The organism is Microbacterium sp. NPDC089321 (assembly GCF_040684935.1).
Lineage (GTDB): Bacteria > Actinomycetota > Actinomycetes > Actinomycetales > Microbacteriaceae > Microbacterium.
On sequence record NZ_JBFBGX010000001.1, the window covers coordinates 901,962 to 922,489 of the forward strand.

At 71.4% G+C, this 20,528-nt stretch carries 17 protein-coding genes; 4 read left to right on the plus strand and 13 right to left on the minus strand.

The window, feature by feature from the left end:
- Positions 1–11: 11 nt before the first annotated feature.
- From AB0N59_RS04225 to AB0N59_RS04235, 3 genes are all read right to left on the minus strand, one after another.
- A complete protein-coding gene (locus tag AB0N59_RS04225) occupies positions 12–1,739 on the minus strand; it encodes a chaplin family protein (protein WP_363479166.1) in 1,728 nt (575 codons plus the stop codon).
- Positions 1,740–1,822: 83 nt separating this feature from the next.
- A complete protein-coding gene (locus AB0N59_RS04230; RefSeq protein ID WP_363479169.1) occupies positions 1,823–2,869 on the minus strand; it encodes a hypothetical protein in 1,047 nt (348 codons plus the stop codon).
- A 421-nt stretch (positions 2,870–3,290) separates the two neighbouring features.
- Entirely contained in the window at positions 3,291–4,379 is a 1,089-nt protein-coding gene (locus AB0N59_RS04235; RefSeq protein ID WP_363479172.1) for a hypothetical protein, read from the minus strand.
- Between the two features lie 498 nt (positions 4,380–4,877).
- Here AB0N59_RS04235 and dnaB point away from each other — a divergent pair, with 498 nt between their 5' ends.
- The gene (gene dnaB, locus AB0N59_RS04240; RefSeq protein ID WP_099194692.1) at positions 4,878–6,269 is read left to right on the plus strand and encodes a replicative DNA helicase; all 1,392 of its coding nucleotides are present in this window, start codon (positions 4,878–4,880) and stop codon (positions 6,267–6,269) included.
- 45 nt (positions 6,270–6,314) lie between these two features.
- Here dnaB and AB0N59_RS04245 read toward each other — a convergent pair whose 3' ends face one another.
- The 8 genes from AB0N59_RS04245 to AB0N59_RS04280 all read right to left on the minus strand — a co-directional run bounded on the left by AB0N59_RS04245 (position 6,315) and on the right by AB0N59_RS04280 (position 13,222).
- Entirely contained in the window at positions 6,315–7,502 is a 1,188-nt protein-coding gene (locus AB0N59_RS04245) for an AI-2E family transporter (RefSeq protein ID WP_363479179.1), read from the minus strand.
- Positions 7,503–7,603: 101 nt separating this feature from the next.
- Positions 7,604–8,509 carry a DUF4328 domain-containing protein gene (locus AB0N59_RS04250; RefSeq protein WP_363479182.1) on the minus strand — a complete coding sequence of 302 codons (906 nt, stop codon included), beginning with the start codon at positions 8,507–8,509 and terminating at the stop codon, positions 7,604–7,606.
- Positions 8,510–8,576: 67 nt separating this feature from the next.
- Positions 8,577–9,233 carry a histidine phosphatase family protein gene (locus AB0N59_RS04255; RefSeq protein WP_363479185.1) on the minus strand — a complete coding sequence of 219 codons (657 nt, stop codon included), beginning with the start codon at positions 9,231–9,233 and terminating at the stop codon, positions 8,577–8,579.
- A 25-nt stretch (positions 9,234–9,258) separates the two neighbouring features.
- Positions 9,259–10,032 (minus strand): alpha/beta fold hydrolase, encoded by a 774-nt coding sequence (locus AB0N59_RS04260; RefSeq protein ID WP_363479188.1) that lies wholly within the window; start codon positions 10,030–10,032, stop codon positions 9,259–9,261.
- A 50-nt stretch (positions 10,033–10,082) separates the two neighbouring features.
- Complete coding sequence (locus AB0N59_RS04265; protein ID WP_363479191.1) at positions 10,083–10,991, minus strand: J domain-containing protein; 909 nt, start codon at positions 10,989–10,991, stop codon at positions 10,083–10,085.
- Between the two features lie 42 nt (positions 10,992–11,033).
- Positions 11,034–11,801 carry an alpha/beta fold hydrolase gene (locus AB0N59_RS04270; protein ID WP_363481192.1) on the minus strand — a complete coding sequence of 256 codons (768 nt, stop codon included), beginning with the start codon at positions 11,799–11,801 and terminating at the stop codon, positions 11,034–11,036.
- Between the two features lie 152 nt (positions 11,802–11,953).
- On the minus strand, positions 11,954–12,184 hold the full coding sequence (locus AB0N59_RS04275; protein ID WP_363479194.1) for a hypothetical protein: 231 nt from the start codon (positions 12,182–12,184) through the stop codon (positions 11,954–11,956).
- Positions 12,185–12,253: 69 nt separating this feature from the next.
- Positions 12,254–13,222, minus strand: a complete 969-nt coding sequence (locus tag AB0N59_RS04280) for a DNA topoisomerase IB (RefSeq protein WP_363479197.1) — start codon at positions 13,220–13,222, stop codon at positions 12,254–12,256.
- A 197-nt stretch (positions 13,223–13,419) separates the two neighbouring features.
- Between AB0N59_RS04280 and AB0N59_RS04285 the strand changes: the two genes are divergently transcribed.
- Both AB0N59_RS04285 and AB0N59_RS04290 read left to right on the plus strand, forming a co-directional pair.
- Positions 13,420–14,910 carry an MATE family efflux transporter gene (locus tag AB0N59_RS04285; protein WP_363479200.1) on the plus strand — a complete coding sequence of 497 codons (1,491 nt, stop codon included), beginning with the start codon at positions 13,420–13,422 and terminating at the stop codon, positions 14,908–14,910.
- Between the two features lie 177 nt (positions 14,911–15,087).
- Positions 15,088–15,519: a hypothetical protein gene (locus AB0N59_RS04290; RefSeq protein WP_363479203.1), complete on the plus strand. Its 432-nt coding sequence runs from the start codon at positions 15,088–15,090 to the stop codon at positions 15,517–15,519.
- A 24-nt stretch (positions 15,520–15,543) separates the two neighbouring features.
- Here AB0N59_RS04290 and AB0N59_RS04295 read toward each other — a convergent pair whose 3' ends face one another.
- Complete coding sequence (locus AB0N59_RS04295; protein ID WP_363479206.1) at positions 15,544–17,271, minus strand: AMP-binding protein; 1,728 nt, start codon at positions 17,269–17,271, stop codon at positions 15,544–15,546.
- 230 nt (positions 17,272–17,501) lie between these two features.
- On the opposite strand from AB0N59_RS04295, the gene AB0N59_RS04300 reads away from it, so the two are divergent.
- A complete protein-coding gene (locus AB0N59_RS04300; RefSeq protein WP_363479209.1) occupies positions 17,502–19,556 on the plus strand; it encodes a hypothetical protein in 2,055 nt (684 codons plus the stop codon).
- Here AB0N59_RS04300 and AB0N59_RS04305 read toward each other — a convergent pair.
- Positions 19,525–20,421 carry a DMT family transporter gene (locus tag AB0N59_RS04305; RefSeq protein WP_363479212.1) on the minus strand — a complete coding sequence of 299 codons (897 nt, stop codon included), beginning with the start codon at positions 20,419–20,421 and terminating at the stop codon, positions 19,525–19,527. The genes AB0N59_RS04300 and AB0N59_RS04305 overlap by 32 nt on opposite strands.
- Between the last annotated feature and the right edge of the window lie 107 nt (positions 20,422–20,528).

A 20,528-nucleotide genomic window follows, 5' to 3' on the forward strand; every position in this document is an offset into this window, starting at 1 on the left:
AGGGCCGTGCATCAGGCCGCGCGAGCGCGACGGATCAGCGATCCTCCGATCAGCAGCATGAGCCCGGCCAGCAGAGCCAGCGCCGGAGCCATGTCGCCGCCGCCGGTCATCGCCAGCGCCGGCGCACCAGCCATGGACGAGGCCACGGCCGAGTGACGCGGCGAGTTCATGCCGTCGGTGTCAGTGCCGGGGTCCGTTCCGGGGTCGGTACCGGGGTCCGTTCCGGGGTCGGTGCCCGGGTCCGTTCCGGGGTCGGTGCCGGGGTCCGTTCCGGGGTCGGTTCCGGGGTCGGTGCCCGGGTCCGTTCCGGGGTCGGTGCCCGGGTCCGTGCCCGGGTCGGTACCGGGGTCCGTTCCGGGGGTGGTGCCAGGCACGTCGACCGTGCTCTCGCCGATCACCGAGATGGCGTTTCCGCCGATGGTGATCGGTGCGGTGATCGGCAGCAGGATCTGCGTGCCACCGAGCAGCGACCCTCCACCATCGGTCACGACCCCGCCCGTGCCGGGCTGGGTCGTGGTGCCGGTGGTGCGGCCGGTGCCGCCGGTGACGGCGGATTCTCCGAGGACGGAGATCGCGTTGCCGCCGACGTTCACCGGTGCGGTGATGGGTGCGAGCACCTGGGTGCCTCCGAGGGTGCTGTCGCTGCCGCCGGTCGTGGCGTCAGTGCCGGTTGCACCTGTGGGTGTGGTGGTGCCGCCGGTGCCGCCGGTGACGGCGGATTCTCCGAGGACGGAGATCGCGTTGCCGCCGACGTTCACCGGTGCGGTGATGGGTGCGAGCACCTGGGTGCCACCGAGGGCGCTGTCGCTGCCGCCCGTGGTGGCGTCAGTGCCGGTTGCACCTGTGGGTGCGGTGGTGCCGCCGGTGCCACCGGTGACGGCGGATTCTCCGAGGACGGAGATCGCGTTGCCGCCGACGTTCACCGGTGCGGTGATGGGTGCGAGCACCTGGGTGCCTCCGAGGGTGCTGTCGCTGCCGCCCGTCGTGGCGTCAGTGCCGGTTGCACCTGTGGGTGTGGTGGTGCCGCCGGTGCCGCCGGTGACAGCGGATTCTCCGAGGACGGAGATGGCGTTGCCGCCGACGTTCACCGGTGTGGTGATGGGTGCGAGCACCTGGGTGCCACCGAGGGCGCTGTCGCTGCCGCCCGTGGTGGCGTCAGCGCCGGTCGCCCCCGTGGGCGCCGCGCTGCCGGTGCCACCGGATGCAGCCGACTCGCCGAGCACCGAGACCGCGTTGTCGGTGACCGTGATGGGCACGTTCACCGACACGAGACCCTGCGTGCCCGACAGCAGGCCGTCGGAACCCGAGGTGGTCGCGGCCGGGGCGGGCGCCGGGGCGGGTGCCGGCGCTGGCGCCGGAGCCGACTCCGCAGACGACTCGCCGAGCACGCTCACCGCGTTGCCCGACACCGTCACGGGTGCATCGACCTCGACCACGGCCTGCGTGCCCGAGGCGACGCCGTCATTCCCACTGGTCTCCGCCGCAGGCGCGGGGGCCGGAGCGGGTGCGGGTGCCGCAGGCGCAGCATCCGCTCCCGACTCCGCAGACGACTCGCCGAGCACCGACACGGCGTTGCCGACGACCTTCACCGGCGCCGTGACCGGAGCGATGATCTGGGTGCCCGAGAGGAGACCATCGTCTCCGTCGGTCTCGGCCGCGTTGGCGGCCGACGCGCCGAGCAGCGAGACGCCGCCGGCCAGCAGCACGCCCCACAGGGCGTACTTGACTTGCTTGTTCATGAGAGAACTCCTGATCTGTACGAGTGTGAGACCGCACGGTCGTGCGGCCGGGCTTGCCGATCAGAGGATCGGCCGCCCTCTCGTCAGTCAGGAGAGACGTCGGTGCTGCCCACCGGAGACGGCGGCAGCTCGGCATCCGCAGGGATGCCCGTACGCGTCGACATCGCACCGATGCCACGCGCGGTGGAAGGACTGTCAGAGCTCGCTCCGGGAGCGGGCCCGCCGTTGCCGGCGGACGTCGTCGAGGTCGCTGCGCCAGGAGCAGAAGCGGGCGCGCCACCGCTCGGATCGATCGGCGCGCTTGGCGTCGCATCTGCGGTCGAGGCGCCGCCGGCTGGGGCGGTGAGGCCGGATGCCGCATTCGACCGCACGCGGTCGGCGCTCGGCGTCCGCGCGTCGGACGACGGCGCAGAGGAGTCAGCAGCGGGCGGGTCGACCGCGACTGTCGGCTCATCGACGCCCGGTTCGTCGACACCGGGCACATCCACGCCGGGCACATCCACGCCCGGCTGGTCGACACCAGGGAGCTGCGGTTCCTCAGCATCCGGGATGCCCGGCTGCAGCCCGTCGACGACGGGGTCGACGGTGCTGCCGACCACAGGCGGAACGACCTCGAGAACCTCGTCGACGGCGCCCGCGGTCTCGTCGACCAGGTCAGTGGCGCCGAGCTCTTCGAGCACGTCGCCGACGACAGGGACGTCGCGCACGGCATCCGTCACCGGGGTCACGACGGCGCTGACCGGCGCCGACGACGTGACCTTCTCGACCGTCTTGGTGACCGCGGTGACGGTGTCGGCGGTCTTGGTGACCGTCTCGGCGACGGGCTTGCCGACCACCGGAGCGGCGGCCACCGTCGAGGTGGTCTTCGAGACGACCTTCTGGACGGTCTTGGTGACGGGCGCGGCGACCTGATCGACGGTCTTCGTCGCGGTCTTGGCGACGGGAACGACGACGTCGTCGACCGTGTCGCCGACGAGCGACGTGAGGCCGGAGAGCGGGGCGTCGGACGACTCATCGGCTTTGGCGTCGCCGCCGCCGACCAGAGCAGTCAGCGCGACCCAGGCGAGCACGACGAGAGCACCCCAGAGGTACACCGCAGGAATGCGGCGCCCGGTCGTCTCGTCGCCCATGACTGTAATCCCCGTACATCCGATGCTTCGGCTTGTGCGCGAGACGTTACCGCACGTCGCCGACGGAGTCCACCCCCCTTCGAGGGCGGGCAGAAGAGGTGCGGCGGGTGCCTCGCGAAGTCGGAGCGAGACACCCGCCGCGGCGGAGGCAGGAAAGCCGATCCGCCAGGTGGGCGGCCATGGAGAGGGGGTCCATGACTGCCCGGGAGGCGCCGAGTGCAGGTGAGACTGGGGGGAATCACCGCAGCTCGACGCCGCGCCGTCGGCGGCGCCAGGCCTTCCCCCGAAGGCGGGCGCTCTGCCGACGGGAGTCGTCAGGCCGGGATGCTGCGGCCGGCGCCGGAATGGGCGCGGTGCGCGATTGCGCGCATGAGAGCTCCTGAGTGAGTGTCGAGCGGGGGGGGGTGATGCGGCTCGAGAATCAGTCAGGTCGACAGTCGGTGGTCGCGGCAGGCCCCGCGAGCGGACGGTCTGCCGCATCGGCGAAGGAGGCGAGACGGATGAGGCCGTCGCGGGATGCGAGACCCGTCACCTCTCCGGCCAGCGACAGGATCGAGGATGCTCCGGATGCGGCGGCGCAGCCGCTCGAGGCTGCTGCGCTCAATGCCAGGCCGGGCACCTGGCCGTCGACGGGCGCCGGCTCGGCGGCGATCGCCGGAGCGACGGTCGCCGCGGCTGCCGGGGCAGCAGCCGACGTGGATGAGGCGCTGTAGGCCTTCGGGGCGCGGTGGGTGCTGACGCTGACCGCGTGGGTCGTCGCGTGACCGCGCGGGGCGAGCGCTGCTTCTTGTGCGTGATTCTGTCGCTCGCCGGGGGCGGCTGCCTGCAGGGAGGCGGCACGGTCGATCTTCTGCGCGGGGAGCGCGTGACGGTTCTTCTCAGCCTCGACAGCGCCTCGAGGGATGCCGGGCAGGGCGGCCACGGCGGAACCGAGCGCGCTGCTGCTGGCGGCCTTCTTCGCAGCCGCCGCGGCCTTCTTGTCGGGTGCGGCCGCCTTCTCGACCGCGGCTGCGGCGTTCTTGACGGGCGCTGCCTTGTCGACCTTGGCTGCGGCGTTCTTGACAGGCGCTGCCTTCGCGACCTTGGCGGCTGCCTTCTGCACCGGGGCGGCCTTCTTGTCCGGTGCGGCATCCTTCTGCACCGGGGCGGTGGCCTTCTGCGCCGCGGCGGCCTTCTGGATCGGGGCTGCGGCGCTCTTGACGGGTGCGGCGGCCTTCTTCGCCGACGTCGAGGCTTTCCCCGCGGGCGCGGCGGCCTTCTGCACGGCGGCTGCAGCGGCGGGCGGGTCGACCGTGCGCGCGGCGCGTTCGCCGGGCGCACGGGCGCCCTCGTCGCTGTGAGGCGCCCGCTGCTGCGCCGCAGCGGATGCGGACGCACCGGGTGCAGCATCCGGTCGTTCGGCGGCCGACGCCTGCGCAGCCCCGAGGATCGACGCGAGCATCAGCCACGCGAAGACACCGAGAACACACCACAGCCACAGGCTGCGGCGATCTGCAGATGCGAATCGCACGGAACATCTCCCCAATGAGTCGTCCCTGGGCGGGCGGACGTTGCTCGACCGGGAGAATCTACCGCGGCGGTGGCGAGAAGTCCACATGCCAGTGCGAGGGTGCGAACCGCGCCGCGCCCGGGACGTATTCGCACTTGACTTTCCCCAGGTTCTTCACATCGGCTCACCGGCTGAGCAAACCTTAAATCTCACGTTTAAGCGGAATCTCATCCACAGGGTGGGGGACCAGAGAAAACCCGATCAAGCAATAAAAAACCCTTGGAAAGTGAAACTCTCCACCGGGTTGTCCACAGTCGTTCTGCACAGACACACCAGAGTTCTCCGCATCCTCTCCACAGAGTTATCCACAGGGCTGGTTGCATGGGGATAACTCGGCTTCTAGCTTTGGGGAGACCGGATGTCGGTGGTGGGTGCTCTGCTTGTGCCTGCAGCCGATGACCCAGCCGGTCGCAGGGGTCGGTGACGGGCGGCGAGTCGCGCCGACCGGGGAGGAGCACGGTGTCGATCGCAGATATCTCAGACGAGCGTCTGGGCGGAACGCGCGCCCCTGAGCGGACCCCTCCGCACGACCTTCTCGCAGAGCAGAGCGCCCTGGGTGGCATGCTCCTCTCGAAAGACGCCGTCGCCGATGTGATCGAGACGCTCAAGGGCGCCGACTTCTACGTGCCGAAGCACGAGCTCATCTTCGAGGCGATCCTCTCGCTGTACTCGCACGGTGAGCCGACCGACGTGGTCGCCGTCACCGACGAGCTCATCAAGACGGGTGAGCTGGGTCGCGCGGGCGGTGCCGACTACCTGCACACGCTCACCTCGATCGTGCCGACCGCGGCGAACGCCGGCTACTACGCGGGCATCGTCTCCGAGCGTGCGATCCTGCGTCGACTGGTCGACGCCGGCACGCGCATCGTCCAGCTCGGCTATGCGGGCGAGGGCGACGCCGCCGACATCGTCAACAACGCGCAGGCCGAGATCTACTCGGTCACCGGTTCAGAGACCGCCGAAGACTACGTGCCGCTCACCGTCGCCGTCGACGCCGCCGTCGAAGAGATCGAGGCGGCCAACGGCCGTGACGGCACGATGACCGGCATCCCGACCGGCTTCCGCGAGCTCGACGAGCTGACCAACGGCCTTCACGGCGGTCAGATGATCGTCGTCGCCGCCCGGCCCGCGATGGGAAAGTCGACGCTCGCGCTCGACTTCGCCCGCGCGGCGTCGATCGGCCACAACGAGCCGTCGATCTTCTTCTCGCTCGAGATGGGCAAGAGCGAGATCGCCATGCGCCTGCTCAGCGCCGAGGGCGCGATCCCGCTGCAGAACATGCGCAAGGGAACCCTCGACCCGCGCGACTGGACCACCGTCGCCGCCACCCGAGGTCGCATCAACGACGCGCCGCTCTACATCGACGACAGCCCGAACATGACGCTCGTCGAGATCCGCGCCAAGTGCCGGCGGCTGAAGCAGCGCGCCGGTCTGCGCCTCGTCGTGATCGACTACCTGCAGCTGATGACGAGCGGCAAGCGCGTCGAGTCGCGTCAGCAGGAGGTCTCGGAGTTCTCGCGTGCCCTCAAGCTGCTCGCGAAAGAGCTGCAGGTGCCCGTGATCGCGCTGTCGCAGCTGAACCGCGGCGCCGAGCAGCGCTCAGACAAGAAGCCGGCGATCAGCGACCTGCGTGAGTCGGGCTCGATCGAGCAGGACGCCGACATGGTGATCCTGCTGCATCGTGAGGCCGCCTACGACAAGGACATCCGCCCGGGCGAGGCCGACCTGATCGTGGCCAAGCACCGTAACGGTCCCACCGCGACGATCACCGTCGCCTTCCAGGGCCACTACTCGCGGTTCATGGACATGGCGCCGGGTGACTTCGGCGGAGGCGGCGGCGACTTCAACTGAGCGGGCTTCCGCCCCCAGGTGAAACCCCCGCGGTCGAAGGACCGCTCAGGCCACCTCGACCGCAGTGCTCTTCGACGGGTCGGGTTCACGCCGCTTCCTCCGCGCCCAGCTCACCGGCAGATCGTCGCCGTCCCACACCTGGATGATGCCCCATACGGCAGCTGTGACAGGCACCGCGAGCACCGCTCCGATGAGACCGCTGAGGGCAGTGCCGACGGCGAGGGCGACCAGGATCACGAACGCGTGCAGCTTCATCGTCCGACCCATCAGGAAGGGCTGCAGCAGGTTGCCCTCGAGCTGATTCACGAGCACGACCACGCCGACGACCAGCAGGGCGTTGACCCAGCCGTTCGCGACCAGCGCGACGAGAGCGGCGAGCACTCCGGCGAGCGTCGCACCCACGATCGGGATGAACGCCAGCAGGAAGACGAGCACCGCGAGCGGGATGGCCAGCGGCACCTGCAGGAACAGCAGGCCGATCAGGATGCCGACGGCGTCGACCAGAGCGACCGTCGCCGTGCCGCGGACGTACGAGCCCAGCACCCCGACGGTCTTGTGGCCGATGCGGCGCGCGCGCCGCTCGTGCTCGCCGTGGAACGGACGCAGCAGGAACTCCCACATCTGCGGGCCGTCCTTGAGGAAGAAGAAGAGGATGGTGACCAGCAGCACGAAGCCGGTCACGAAGCTCGCCACGGCGCCCACGCCGGCCAGCGCGCCCGACCCGAACTGGGCGCTGGTGACGAAGTCGGTCAGCGTCGCCGTCCACTCCTCCAGCTGCTCGGAGGTGAAGAGCTGGAAGGGCAGCGTCTCGGTCCACTCGATCAGGTGCTGGATGCCCTGCTGCGCCTGCGCGTACAGGTCGTCCCACTGATTGCGCACGGCCCAGACGATGAGCCAGCTCAGGCCGCTGAGCACGGCGACGATGGCGAAGAGGGTGATGATCGTCGCCGGCAGATCCGGCACGTGTCGCCGACGCAGCCAGTTCATGGCAGGCGCGAAAGCGCACGCGAGGATCAGCGCGATCGCGAGCGGGATGGTCACCAGGGTGAGGTACTGGATGACGAAGACGATCGCCGCAGCGACCGCCACGATGACGATGATCTGGATCGAGCGGATGCCGAGCCGCCCGAACCCGTCGGCCCAGAGGCTCCACGGCGGGCGGGTCGCGCGGGGGTCGACGGTCGGAGACTCGATCAGGACGCGTTGCGGGCGATCTCGGCGGAACAGGGCCATGCGGCGAGCCTATGCGGCGCTCACACCGCCCGTCCGGGTGGTTGACCGCGTGGCGCGAATGCTGCAGAGTGCGCCGTCGCCGCCCTCGAAGGCAGCGGTCATCACCCCAACCCGGGGTCGATCGTCTTCGTGATGCGCGAGACGATCACCCAGGCGAACGCCGCCGCCGCGATCCACAGCACGTCCCCGACGATCGACACCCCGATCGCCGCGGTCAACGAGGGCACGGAGTCGGCCGCCGTCGTCATCCTCGCCGAGACGAGCGAGGCCACGCCCGTCGAGATCCACAGCGCCCACCATCCGCCGAGCATCCCGCTGCTAACCGCGGCGCGAGATCCACGCACGATGTCCTTCATGTTCTGGAACGGGAACCACCAGGCCACCACCGGGATGAACCACGACCCGACGTGCCAGCCGGGCGACCGCCGCAATGAGGCCGGCGGCACCGACGAGGCCGCTCGGTGCTGCCAGATCAGCCAGCAGACGCCCGCCGCGATCGTGATGAGACCGGTGAGACCCGCTAGCGCGAGCGACGCGGAGTCGTAGGCCTGCAGGGCCCCGGGCCCGACGGATCCCGAGGCGAACGAGTCGAGCAGCGAGATGCCCCACAGCTCGACGGCCATCGTGATCAGGGTCGCGATGGCGGTCGCCGCGATCAGCCAGCGCGTCGCCGCGCCGATCCCGCGCAGGGGGCGCAGACCGATCGGCTGCGGTGCGCCGGCGGCGTACGCGTACTGCCCGGGATTCTGCGGCGGCGCCCCGTACGCCGGCGTCGGGATCTGGGGATACCCGGGGTCTCCGTAGACCGGCACCGACGGCTGCGGGTAGGTCGGCTCGCCGTACAGCGGCGCGCTCGGCGGTGCTGGCGGCGGCGCATAGACGGGAGGGGCGACAGGCGCCGAAGGATCAGCGGCCGGCGGCTGCATCAGCGGCGCCGCAGGGTCCGGTGATCCGGAAGGAGCACGAGCGGGCTCAGGCGGAGGAGGCGGGGGAGTGAGGTCGCTCATGGTGATCCTTCGGGTCGGCGATGCCCGAACAGTATCAGCGCCTCGAGAACTCAGGCAGGGGCTGGCGTCACGACTCCGCAGGCTGCATGGGCAGCTGCGGCCCGTGGTTCCACGCGAGGATCGCCGGCTGCTCACGTGCGAACCCGAGCACCGACACCGACCCGGCGTCGAGTGAGATCGACGCGGCGAACCGCGGTGCCTGCCGCAGGAACACGGCGGTGAGGATGCGCAGGTAGTGGCCGTGCGCGACGAGCGCCACATCTCCGGATGCCATGGCGGGCAGCACCCTGGTGAGCACGCGGGATGCCCGGGCTGCGACCTCTTCGACGGTCTCGCCCGGGGTCTCGCCGCGGATCACGCCGTGGGCGAAGGTGGTCCAGTTGTAGCCGAGCTCTTCGCGGATCTCCTTGGTCGTCCGACCCTCGTACCCGCCGTAGTCCCACTCGACGAGCAGCGGGTCGATTCCGGCGTCGAGCCCTGCGAGCTCGGCCGTGCGCCTGGCACGCTGCAGCGGCGAGCTCAGAACGAGGCCGAAGTCGTAGTCCTTCACCAGCTCACCCGCGGCGCGCGCGAGATCCTCGCCGTGCTCGGTCAGCGGGATGTCGGTGAGCCCGGTGTGCCTGCCGGTGCGCGACCACTCGGTCTCGCCGTGACGCAGCAGCACGAGCTTGCCCTGCGGGGCGTCGGGGGCGGGGTGATCGGGCAGCGGGTCGGTGGCATCCACGCTCTCACCGTAACCCCCGATGCGGTCAGAGCCGCTCGGCGACCACCCGCGCCGTCGCCGCCGGGTCGGGGCGGTGCATGACCGACTCGGGCACGATCACCCGTTCGGCACCCGTGATCTCGGCGGCCAGCCGATCAGACGACCCGACCAGGAAGGGGAAGGTCTGCGCGCCGCGCAGCACCGTGACCGGCCCGTCGACGTCGAGCAGCTCGGCGCCCGGCTGTCGCACCCGCGTCGTGAGGCGCACGTCGTACACGGTCGACTGCCCGAGGGGAGCGAGGGCATCCAGCATCCCGTTCGCCCGGCCCGCCTCGACCATCTCGCTCGGCAGTCCGATGGCATCGAGCTGGAAGGTCGCGACCGCATCGCCCGGTCGTCCGCCGTCGACGAGCGCCTGCAGGCGGTCGGCGAGGTCGGGACCGTACCCCGAGCCGTCGAAGTCGATCGGCGGCTCGGAGAGGAACAGGGCCCCCGTCGGCACACCCTGCGATGCGGCGTACAGCGCCAGCACCGCACCGGACGAGTGCCCGAGCACAGCATCCGCCCCGCCGGCGGCGGCGATCACCGCGGCCAGGTCGGCGACCTCGTCATCCGGACCGGAACCGTCGCGGTCGCCGCTGCCGCCACGCGCTCGCCGATCCCACGTGACGGCGCGGAAGCCCGCATCGACGAGGGCATCGGCCAGGGGCGCGGCGTCGGCGGCCGTCGACAGCGCGCCGTTCACGATGACGACGGTGGGCCCGTCGCCTCGCGTGTGGAATGCGATGGGGGTGCCGTCTGCAGAGGTCGCGGTGGTCATGCGCACATCAAAGCACGGGCATCCGACACGTCACCAGCGGCACAGCATCGTCATGGCACCAGCACACGGGCAGCCTGCGGAAGGCGGGTGCGCACATCGAACGCCTCGACCGCGCCGAGCGGCCGGGCGCCCGGGATCCCGCCGCGCAGCACAGTGCGCAGCGCGCTGCGCCGAACGACCGCGACGAGCACGCCGCGCACCGACCCGAGCACGGTCACGGCCTCGTCGAGCTGCTCGTCGGGAAGGATCAGGATCGCACCGGCGAACCGCACCCGGGCGGCGCGCGAGATCGCACGCACCCGCGCCAGCAGATCGGCGACCGGCGTCTCGCCGCCGACCGTCGCGCCGATCACCTCGCCCTGGCGGAAGCGCACGGCGTCGCCGAAGTCCTCCGACGCGAGGCCGTACAGCCCGGCAGGGCCCAGCACCGCGTGCGACAGCTTCTGCGCGGCATCCGCCCCCGCCACCAGATCGTGCCAGGCGGTGAACCCGATGCCGAGGTCGTCGATCGTCGACGCGGTGGCCTCCTCGGAGAGGGCCTCGGCCAGCATCCGCCTCGCCTGCCAGGGCGCCGCTCGCACGACGGCGGGGTCGACCGCCTCGCGCGCGGTGACGGCGCGGCCCAGGTGATCGGTCAGCAGCTGCAGGTACCGCAGCCGGTGCCACGCACCCGCGGTGCCGTATGACCGGGTTCCCGGCCGCGTGCCCGAGCGGCGGCCGGATGCCGACGGCGCAGCCCACGATCCGCTCGCGCGGTCGTATCGAGCACGGGCCTCCGGCGTGCCGATGAGCTCCCACGCCCGCTGCACGCGGATGAACAGCGCGGCGTCGCCGCCGGTGTCGGGGTGGGTCTGCCGCAGCCGCAGGCGGTACGCGCGGCGCAGCTCGTCGTCGTCGGCGCTCGCCGCCACGCCGAGCAGCTCGTACGCGGATGCCGAGAGCGGGCCGTCGAAGGTCACCTACACACGTTAGACGCGCGGCGCGAGCCGCAGGAAACGCGGTCAGCCCTTCAGGAACTCCAGCGCCGCCATCCGGAACGCCTTCGCACCTGGTGCGTTGAAGTGGTGGCGCCCGGGGATCTCGAAGAACGACGCCTGCGCCGCGGCGTCGGCGAGCCGCCGCGAGCCGTCGAGCACGGCGTCTTCCGAACCGGTCGCGAACAGCACGGGCTGCTGCGGGGCGTGGGCGGGATCGGGGTCGATCGACCGCGAGTCCCGCATGCCCTCCGCAAGGGCCAGCAGCGCGTACAGGTCGTTGCCCGGCACCCGCTCGGCCAGCGCGATGTAGTTCTGGGTGACCGGGTCGGTGACCGGAGTGCCGTCGTCGGCGTACCGGCGCACCTGATCGGTGTTCAGCCGGTCGAGCGGGATGCCGTCCGGCACTCCGCCGAGCACTGCCCGCGGCACGCGGTCGGCGAGATCGAGCGCCACCTGCCAGCCGACGCGGGCGCCCAGCGAGTATCCGACGTACAGCGCCTCGTCGACGAGGAACGTGTCGAGCACCGCCTCGACGTCGCGCGCGAGGTTGCGCACCGTGTAGCCGGCCGCGTCGTGCGGCTTCTGGCTGGCGCCGTGGCCTCGCTGGTCGATGCCGATGATGCGGAAGCCCTCGCGCTCCAGCATCCGCACCCACGCCGTGTGCACCCAGGTGTCGGCGGTGCTCGACGCGAATCCGTGCACGAGCACGACCGTCGGTCCGTCCGGATCGCCCCACGAGTACGTCGCGAGGCCCACGCCGTCGCCGACCTCGATGAACTGGGGCTCGGGCATCTTGGTGAGTGCGGAGAGGATGTCGACCACACCACCATCTTCCTCCTGCGCCGGCTGGCCGAGCGCGGAGGCCCGCTCATCACTCAGGAGAGCCGGGCCGGAGGCCGCCGATTCGGCGCCCGCGGGCCCGGTTCCGCAGCGGATCTCCTGAGTTATGACCGGGAGGAATCCGTGCCCTCGCCCTCCGCCTGCGACGGATGCCCGTCGGTGTCGGGGTCGGGTCGCTGAGGCGGGTCGTTCGGATCCTCGCCCTCGGCCTGGCTCGGGTGGTCGCCGCCGCCCGATCGGCCGCTGGTCTCGGTCGTCTGCAGACCCTCGTCGCGGCCGTCGGCCCCGTCGTTCTCCTCCGTGCCGAGCTCGTCGGCTGACGTGTCGTCGCGCATCGCTCCTCCTTCGTCGTGTCAGGCGACGCTAGACCAGGGCATCCGGTTCGGCCGACCGGGTTGACAGGATCAGCTGAGCAGCTCAATCAGCTGCCCTTCGACGCGCCGCGACGGGTCGACGACGACGCCCTCGTCGTACAGGTCGAACACGCGGGGGTCGATGTAACTCGCGCGGGCGACGGTGGGGGTGTTGCCCAGAGCGGATGCCGCGACCCGAACCGCCTGCGATGCCGCGCGCGAGCGCGCCGCAGCCGACGGCTTGAGGCCGATCTCGGCGAGCGCGACGGCGGCTGAGATGGTGCCGTGCAGCGTGCGGAAGTCCTTGGCGGTGAAGTCGCCGCCGGTGCGCATCCGCACGTCGTCGTTGATGTCGGCCGCGCGGAGCGGATGCCAGTCGGCCCGTGCGTCGTCCTGCCAGCTCAGCAGCAGCGACCGTCCGCCGCGGCGCTTGAGTCCGGTGATGAGCACGGCGAGGTCGGTGTCGTCGACCTCCGATTCCCACGGCTGCCCGCTCTTGCCGGGAAAGCGCAGCTCGACGAACCGGCCGCCGCGCACGCGGGCGTGCGAGCCGCGCAGGGTGACCAGGCCGATGCTGCCGTGGGCTTTCGCATACTGCTCGGACCCGACGCGCAGCAGGGCGGAGTCGAGCATCCGGAACGCCCCGGCCAGCAGCCGAGGCCGGCCGAACCCGTCGGTGCGCAGGTCGCGGGTCACGCCTCCTCTGGCTGCCGGGAGCACCTCGGCGAGCTGCAGCATGCGGTCGAACTTCTCGCGCGCCATCCGCTCATGCCACGCGGGGTGGTAGATGTACTGGCGGCGTCCGGCGGCGTCGATCCCCGTCGCGAGGATGTGCCCGTTCGCGTAGGGACACATCCACACGTCGTTCCAGGCGGGTGGCACGACGAGGGCGCGCAGACGCTCGAGCAGCTCCGGGTCGTCGATGGGGGCGTCGTCGGCGCCGAGGAACCGGTACCCGCGCCCGTGCCGCACGCGCCGGATGCCGGGGGAGTGCGGGTCGCTTCGACGCAGTCGGGTCATGGCATCCGGACTATCCGACGATGCCGACTGCGGGCAAGCCCCTGGCGCCGAGGAGGCGAAAGAAATAGGCGACTCCTCCTCGACCTCGTCGAATCGTTTCGATAGTATGTGGGGAGCGGCGCCGTGACGATCCACGGTGCCGCCGTCTTTTTGCCGGCACTCTCGGCTCATCCCCCTCAGCCTCTCTCCGGATCATCATGGCCACCACCCTCATCACGGGCCGCCCCTGGCGCGTCATCCTGCTGTTCTCCGTGCCCCTGCTCATCGGCAACGTCGTGCAGCAGCTGTACCAGTTCGTCGACACGATCGTCGTGGGCCGCTGGCTCGGCGTCGACTCGCTCGCCGCTGTCGGCGCGACCGGCAGCCTCATCTTCCTCATCATCGGCTTCGCGTGGGGTCTCGCGAGCGGGTTCGCGATCCCGACCGCGCAGGCGTTCGGCGCGGGGGATGCCCGTGGCGTGAGCCGCTCGGTCGCCACCGGCACCCTGCTGACCGCCGCCACCAGCGTGATCCTCACGGTGCTCGGCCCGCTCATCGCGCAGCCGTGCCTCGAGCTGCTGCAGACCCCTCCGGAGCTGCTCGCCGAGGCCACCGTCTTCACGCAGGTGACCTTCATCGGCGGCAGCACGATCATGTTCTTCAACTACCTCGCGGCGATCATCCGCTCGATCGGCGACTCGACGACGCCCCTGGTGTTCCTCGTGATCTCCTGCGGGCTCAATGTCGGCCTCGTGATCCTCATGGTCGGCCCGCTGGGCTGGGGCGTGGCCGGCGCGGCGTGGGCGACGGTCATCGCGCAGGCCATCTCCGTGCTGCTGTGCCTGGGCTACCTGTGGCGCCGGCTGCCCGTGCTGCACGTGCACCGCGCCGACTGGAGGATCAGCCGCGCCGAGGTCGCCGAGCACCTGCGGCTGGGTCTGCCGATGGGCTTCCAGGCGTCGATCATCGCGATCGGCGCACTCGTCGTGCAGGTGGCGCTGAACATGCTCGGGGCCGAGGCCGTGGCCGCATACACCGCGGCGTCGCGCGTCGACAGTCTCGCCGTGGCCTTCCTCGCGTCGCTGGGCCTTGCCGCATCGATGTACGCGGCGCAGAACCTCGGCGCCCGTCGACCCGACCGCATCCGGCGCGGCACGATCCAGGCGCTGTGGATGGCCGTGATCACCTCCGCCGTGCTGGGCGTGATCATGATCGCCTTCGGTCAGGCGGTCGTGCGGCTGTTCGTCGGCGACGGCTCGGATGACGTGGTCGATCTCGCGCACCAGATGCTGATCATCAACGGTGTGACGTACTGGGTGCTCGGGGTGCTGTTCGTGCTGCGCGGTGTGCTGCAGGGAGTCGGCAAGGTGCTCGTGCCGACGGTGACGGGGGTGATCGAGCTGATCGCCCGCGTGGTCGCGGCGATCGTTCTCGGCGCGATGCTCGACTTCGCGGGGGTCGCGATGAGCAATCCGCTCGCCTGGGTCGGCGCCGTCGCGATCCTCGTGCCGGCGTACATCGCGGCGCACCGTGGCTTCGCTCGCATGCCTGTGGAGCCGGTCGAGGCGACCCTGACGACGCCGATCGCCGTCATCGGCCCCGCCGAGGGGTCGCGCATGGTGGATGCGGTGTTCACGGCCCCGGTCCCCGTGGTCGCTCCGCGTCTCAGCGCCCTGCGGCTGCCGCGCCTCCCGCGGCGCCCGCGCTGACCTCGCGGGGCAGCGCGGGCCTCGTAATGCGCCGTTCACGCGTCATCCCTCAGGATGATGCTGAATCGTTCCGTGGACTGACGCACGGATCGGATCTCCCCGCGTAACCTTGATGCCAGAAGCACGCCGGGGGGCGGTGTGCGGATGACCGGGGGGTCGAGAATGTCCACTCTCGCAGTGACCAACACGCTGGCGTCGTTCCTGGTGCCGATCGGCATCGCCGGGGCGGTGATCGCCGTCGTGTGCGCGCTCATCACGACCTTCGCGCTCGCGCGGGGCGCGGCGGGTCTCGCGGGCGGCGGTGCCGGCGTGTGGATCGTGGGCGCGCTGCTCAGCCTGTGCGCGTCGTTCGCCATGCTCTGGACCCCGTTCTTCGTCGCCGCGGGCGCTCTCGTCGCGGCGTTCGTCGTCGGCGCCGTGCTCCGGCGGCTGTTCCGCGGCGTCGCCCTGACCCGCACCACCGTGCCGGCGCAGGTGCCGGCGAAGGCCGCAGCGCAGGTGCCGGTGGCACCGCCGGCAGACGCGTCGCCGCGCGCCGGCGCGCCTCGCACCCCGGCGCGCAGCATCCCCGCACGGGCGATCACCGAGACCGTCCGCGTCGCCTCCTGACCCACGAGTCGGGTCGGACGATCGCTACCGGTGGTCGCGGTCGAACTGCTGCCCGGCGACATCTCCGGATGCCACGCGCTCGGCCTCACGCGCGCGCAGCTCGACCCGGCGGATCTTGCCCGAGATGGTCTTCGGCAGCTCGGGCACGAACTCGATGATGCGCACCCACAGGTGCGATGACAGGCGCTCGCGCGCGAATGCGAAGATCTGGGCCGCGGCGTCATGCTCGGCGTCAGCCCCGGTGCCGGCGTCACCGTGCAGGCAGACGTACGCCTTCGGCACGGCGAGCCGCGTCTCGTCGGGGCTCGGCACGACCGCGGCCTCGACGACGAGGTCGTGCTCGAGCAGCACGGACTCGAGCTCGAACGGCGAGATCTTGTAGTCCGACGCCTTGAAGACATCGTCGGCGCGGCCGATGTAGGTGAGGTAGCCGTCGTGGTCGCGCACGGCGATGTCGCCGGTGTGGTGGTAGCCGCCTGCGCGCGACTCGGCCGTCTTCTCGGGGTCGTCGTAGTACCCGGCCATCAGGCCCAGTGGCTGCTCGGCGAGGTCGAGCGCGATCTCCCCCTCGCGATCGGTCGGCCGCCCGGTGACCGGGTCGAGCAGCACCACGGGATATCCGGGCAGCGGCCGGCCCATCGAGCCGTCCTTCACCAGCTGGCCGGGGGAGTTGCCGATGCAGGCGGTCATCTCGGTCTGGCCGAAGCCGTCGCGGATGGTCGAGCCCCAGGCGTCGCGCACGCGGCTGATGACCTCGGGGTTCAGCGGCTCACCCGCACCCACGAGCTCGCGCGGCGGGTGGCTCAGCCGGTCGAGGTCGGCCTGGATCAGCATCCGCCACACCGTCGGCGGCGCGCAGAAGGTCGACACGCGATGCGTGTCCATCACCTGCATCAGGGTGTTCGCATCGAAGCGCTCGTAGTTGTAGACGAAGACGGTCGCCTCTGCGAGGAACGGCGAGTAGAAGCTCGACCAGGCGTGCTTCGCCCAGCCGGGCGACGAGATGTTCAGGTGCACGTCGTCGGGCCGCACGCCCAGCCACCACATGGTCGAGAGGTGACCGACCGGGTACGAGACGTGGGTGTGCTGCACGAGCTTCGGCCGGCTGGTGGTGCCGCTGGTGAAGTAGAGCAGGGCGGTGTCGGATGCCGGGGTGGGACCATCGGGCTCGAATGCGCTGCTCGCGCGGTGCGAGGCAGCGAAGTCGTGCCAGCCGGCGGGCGCCTGGCCGACGGCGATGCGCACGAGGTCCGCGGCGGCCGAGTCCGCGGCATCCGCCACCCGCTCGGCCAGCCCGCCCAGCGCGACCACGCCGCGGGCGCGGCCGTGGGCGATGCGATACGCGAGGTCGGAGGCCGAGAGCAGGGTCGAGGTGGGGATCGCGACGGCGCCGATCTTGGTGATCGCGAGCATGATCTCCCACAGCTCGATCGTGTTGTTCAGCATCACGATCAGGTGGTCGCCTCGCCGGATGCCGAGGTCGCTGAGCCAGCAGGCGACCTGATCCGACCGGGCCGAGAGCTCGCCGTACGTCCAGGTGCGCACCGACAGATCGGCCGACACGATCTGCACGGCCGGCCGGTCGGGCCTGTCGGCGGCGACGACGTCGAACCACTCGAGGGCGAAGTTGAACGAGTCGACCTGCGGCCACGAGAACCCGGCGACGGCTCGGTCGTAATCGACTCCGTTCGCGAAGAGGAAGTCGCGCATCTCGCGGACGGCGGTGGTCGCTGCGGTGGCGGCGCGGGTCATCGGAGGCTCCCTTGCTCGATTCGGACCCCTCCATCTTCACCCAGCCGTGGCGACAAGCATTTTGTCGACAACGTACAGAAACCGAGTGTCATGTCTTCCGGAACTTGGTTTCGGCGGCCCAAGTCCCACCCGCTGTGCCGGTTCGTCCCTACGCTCGCTCCGGGCGACGACGCCCCCCGACCCTGGAGTGCTCAATGACGAGTGGTACCCCTCACGCGCACGGAATCGGCATGCGCATCTTCGTCGTCGTGCTCAGCATCATGCTGGCCGCGATGGTCTTCCTCTACTTCGCGACGACCGGGCGCATCGCCGCCGGCGCCGCCGAGCTCGCCGACGGATCGTCGGCCGCGCACGACGGCTCGACGCAGCTCGCCACCGGTGCGACGTCGCTCGCCGACGGTGCGGGCGAGCTCGCCGATGGCACCTCCGCTCTCGCCGAGGGGGCGACGGATGCCCGTGACGGCGCGAGCAGGCTCAGCGACGGCGCCACGAGCGCGGCCGCGGGCGCACTGAAGCTCGCCGAGGGAGCGACCACGCTCAGCGCCGGCGCGTCGACGGCTGCCGATGGGGCGGCGAAGCTCGACGGCGGCGCCTCGAAGGCGTACGCCGGCTCGCTCAAGGTGACGGGAGGCGCAGGATCCGCCAGCGCCGGAGCCCGCAAGCTCGCCGACGGGGCGGCCAAGGCATCCGGCGGCGCCGACCAGCTCGCCGTGGGTGCGCAGGCCGCAGCGGCGGGCTCGAAGCTCGTCTCGGGCGGTGCCGCGGCCCTCGCGGACGGAGCACGGAAGGTCGCCGGCGGAGCCGGCGCCCTGGAAGACGGCTCGGCGCAGGTGGCCGGAGGGGCCGCGAGGCTCTCGACGGGGGCGACCTCGCTCGCGACCGGCGCATCGACCCTCGCGACAGGAGCGTCCGACCTCGCGACCGGCGCCACCTCGCTCTCGTCCGGTGCGTCGGCGCTCGCGACCGGGGCGGGCGAGGCCAGTGCGGGCGCTGCGAGGATCTCGGCCGGCGCGGCCGGCCTCTCGGCCGGTGTGGCTGCGGCTCACGACATCTCGTCGAAGCTGCTCGCCGGCGCTGCCGATCTCGACGCCAAGCTCTCGGGCGGCGTCACCGATCAGGTGCGCATGCTCGCCGACCCCGCGACCAAGAGTCAGCTCACCGGACTCGCCACCGCCGCTCCCAGCACGGCGCAGAAGCTCGCAGACGACCTGGCGAAGCTCGCGGCGGCCGATCCCTCCAACACCGAGCTGGCGAACCTCGTGCAGGTGTCGATCGCTCTGAAGCAGCAGGTTCAGGGCATGGCGGCACCGACTGCGGCTGCGCCGTCGCTCGCCGAGGGTCTGATGGCCGCATCGGCCGGCGCTCACGCCGTCGCCGGGGGCGCGACCACCCTCGTTCAGGGCGACGCGAAGCTCGGCTGGCCGGGAACGGGCGGGCTGAAGGTCGGTGCGGCGGATCTGTCCACCGGAGCCGAGGCTCTGGCGGCAGGTGTCGCGAAGGTGTCGGCGGGTGCAGACAGCGTGTCCACCGGCGCGGGCAGCCTCTCCGCGGGCGCGGGAACGCTGTCGGCGGGTGCGGGTGCTGTCTCGGCGGGCGCCGGCGACCTGTCGGCCGGCGCGGGCACGCTGGCAGCCGGCGCCACCGAGGTGCACAACGGCTCGATGGCTCTCTCGGACGGCGCGACGACGCTGTCGGCCGGTGCAGGCGACCTGGCAGCAGGGGCGGCCGACCTCCACGCAGGCAACGCCCGGCTCTCCGCCGGTGCGGCCACCCTCTCCGGTGGGCTCAGCACCCTGGCATCCGGGTCGGGCGACCTGCGCGACGGAACCGCCAAGCTCGCCGCCGGGGCCGCCGACCTCACCGCGGGGCTCATGGAGCTGTCGTCGGGTGCCGGACGCCTGAGCACGGGCGCGCAGACGCTCAGCGCGGGCGCGACCACGCTCGAGACGGGCGCCGGTGAGCTCGCCGCGGGCACGTCGAAGCTCAGCACCGGGGCATCCGAGCTCAGCACCGGAATCGGCGCGCTCTCAGACGGCGCGACCGCCGTCGACGAGGGCACCGCGAAGCTCGCCGCAGGGGGTGGCGAGCTGTCGGGTGGCGCGTCGAAGCTCAGCGACGGCAACGGCAAGCTGGCCGCCGGCTCGGTTCAGCTCGCATCGGCGACCGCGAAGGCGGCGCCGTCGATGCTCCCCTGGATGCTGGGTCTGGGCCTCGCCGGTCTGATCGCGATCGGCTTCTGGGTCGGGCACCGCATCAGTCACCGGCGCGCGCTCGCGAGCGCCTGACGATCCGCAGCTCGCTGGCGACGATGCCCAGCACCACCAGCATCCCGCCCAGCAGGGCCGCGGCCGGAAGACGCTCACCCGCGATGCGTCCGATGGCCGCGGCCCACACCGGCTCGCCGGCGTAGATGATCGTCGCCCTGGTCGGCGAGACCGACTTCTGGGCCCAGTTCATCGTCAGCTGGATCAGGCAGCTCGCCGCTCCCAGCCCGACGCCGGCCGCGACCCACACCCACGAGAACTCGGGCACCGTCTCGCCCGTGAACGGCATCGTCGCGAAGCCCAGCAGACCGGCGGTCACCAGCTGCACGACGGTGATGCGGCCGAGGTCGATGCGGTTAGCGAAGAGGCTGATCAGGATGATCTCGCCCACGATCGGCAGCGTGCTGATGAGCGTCGCGGTCTCGCCGACGCCCAGAGAGAAGGTGAGCGCCGCGGGGCCGGCGATGAGCAGCAGACCCGCGAACGCGAGCCCCGCTCCGAGAAAGGCCAGCGCGGGTGGACGCCTGCGGAAGAACAGCCACTGCGCGAACGGCACCATCGGCACGTAGAGCGCGGTGAGGAACGCCGACGTGCTCGAGTCGATCGTCTGCAGTCCGAGGGTCTGCAGTCCGTAGCCGCCGTAGATCATCGCCCCGATCGCGGCACCGGCACCGATGTCGGCCCAGGTCATGCCCCGCAGCGACCGACGGAAGATCAGGATGCTGATCGCGCCGGCCACGACGAACCGCAGGCCGACGAAGAACCACGGGCCGGAGTGCTGCATCGCCACGTGAACGAGCAGGAAGGTGCTGCCCCAGACGGCGGTGATGGCGATGAGGGCGAGCTCCTGCGAGCGCAGGCGCATCCAGCGAACACGAGAGGGCACAGTAGATTCTCCGTCTTCGCAGAGGCCGTGCGGAACGGATGTCGGAGGCACGGGCGGCCCAGACGCCGCCGGGGCTTCGCAGAGGCGGCGCGGGTAGACTGGACGGG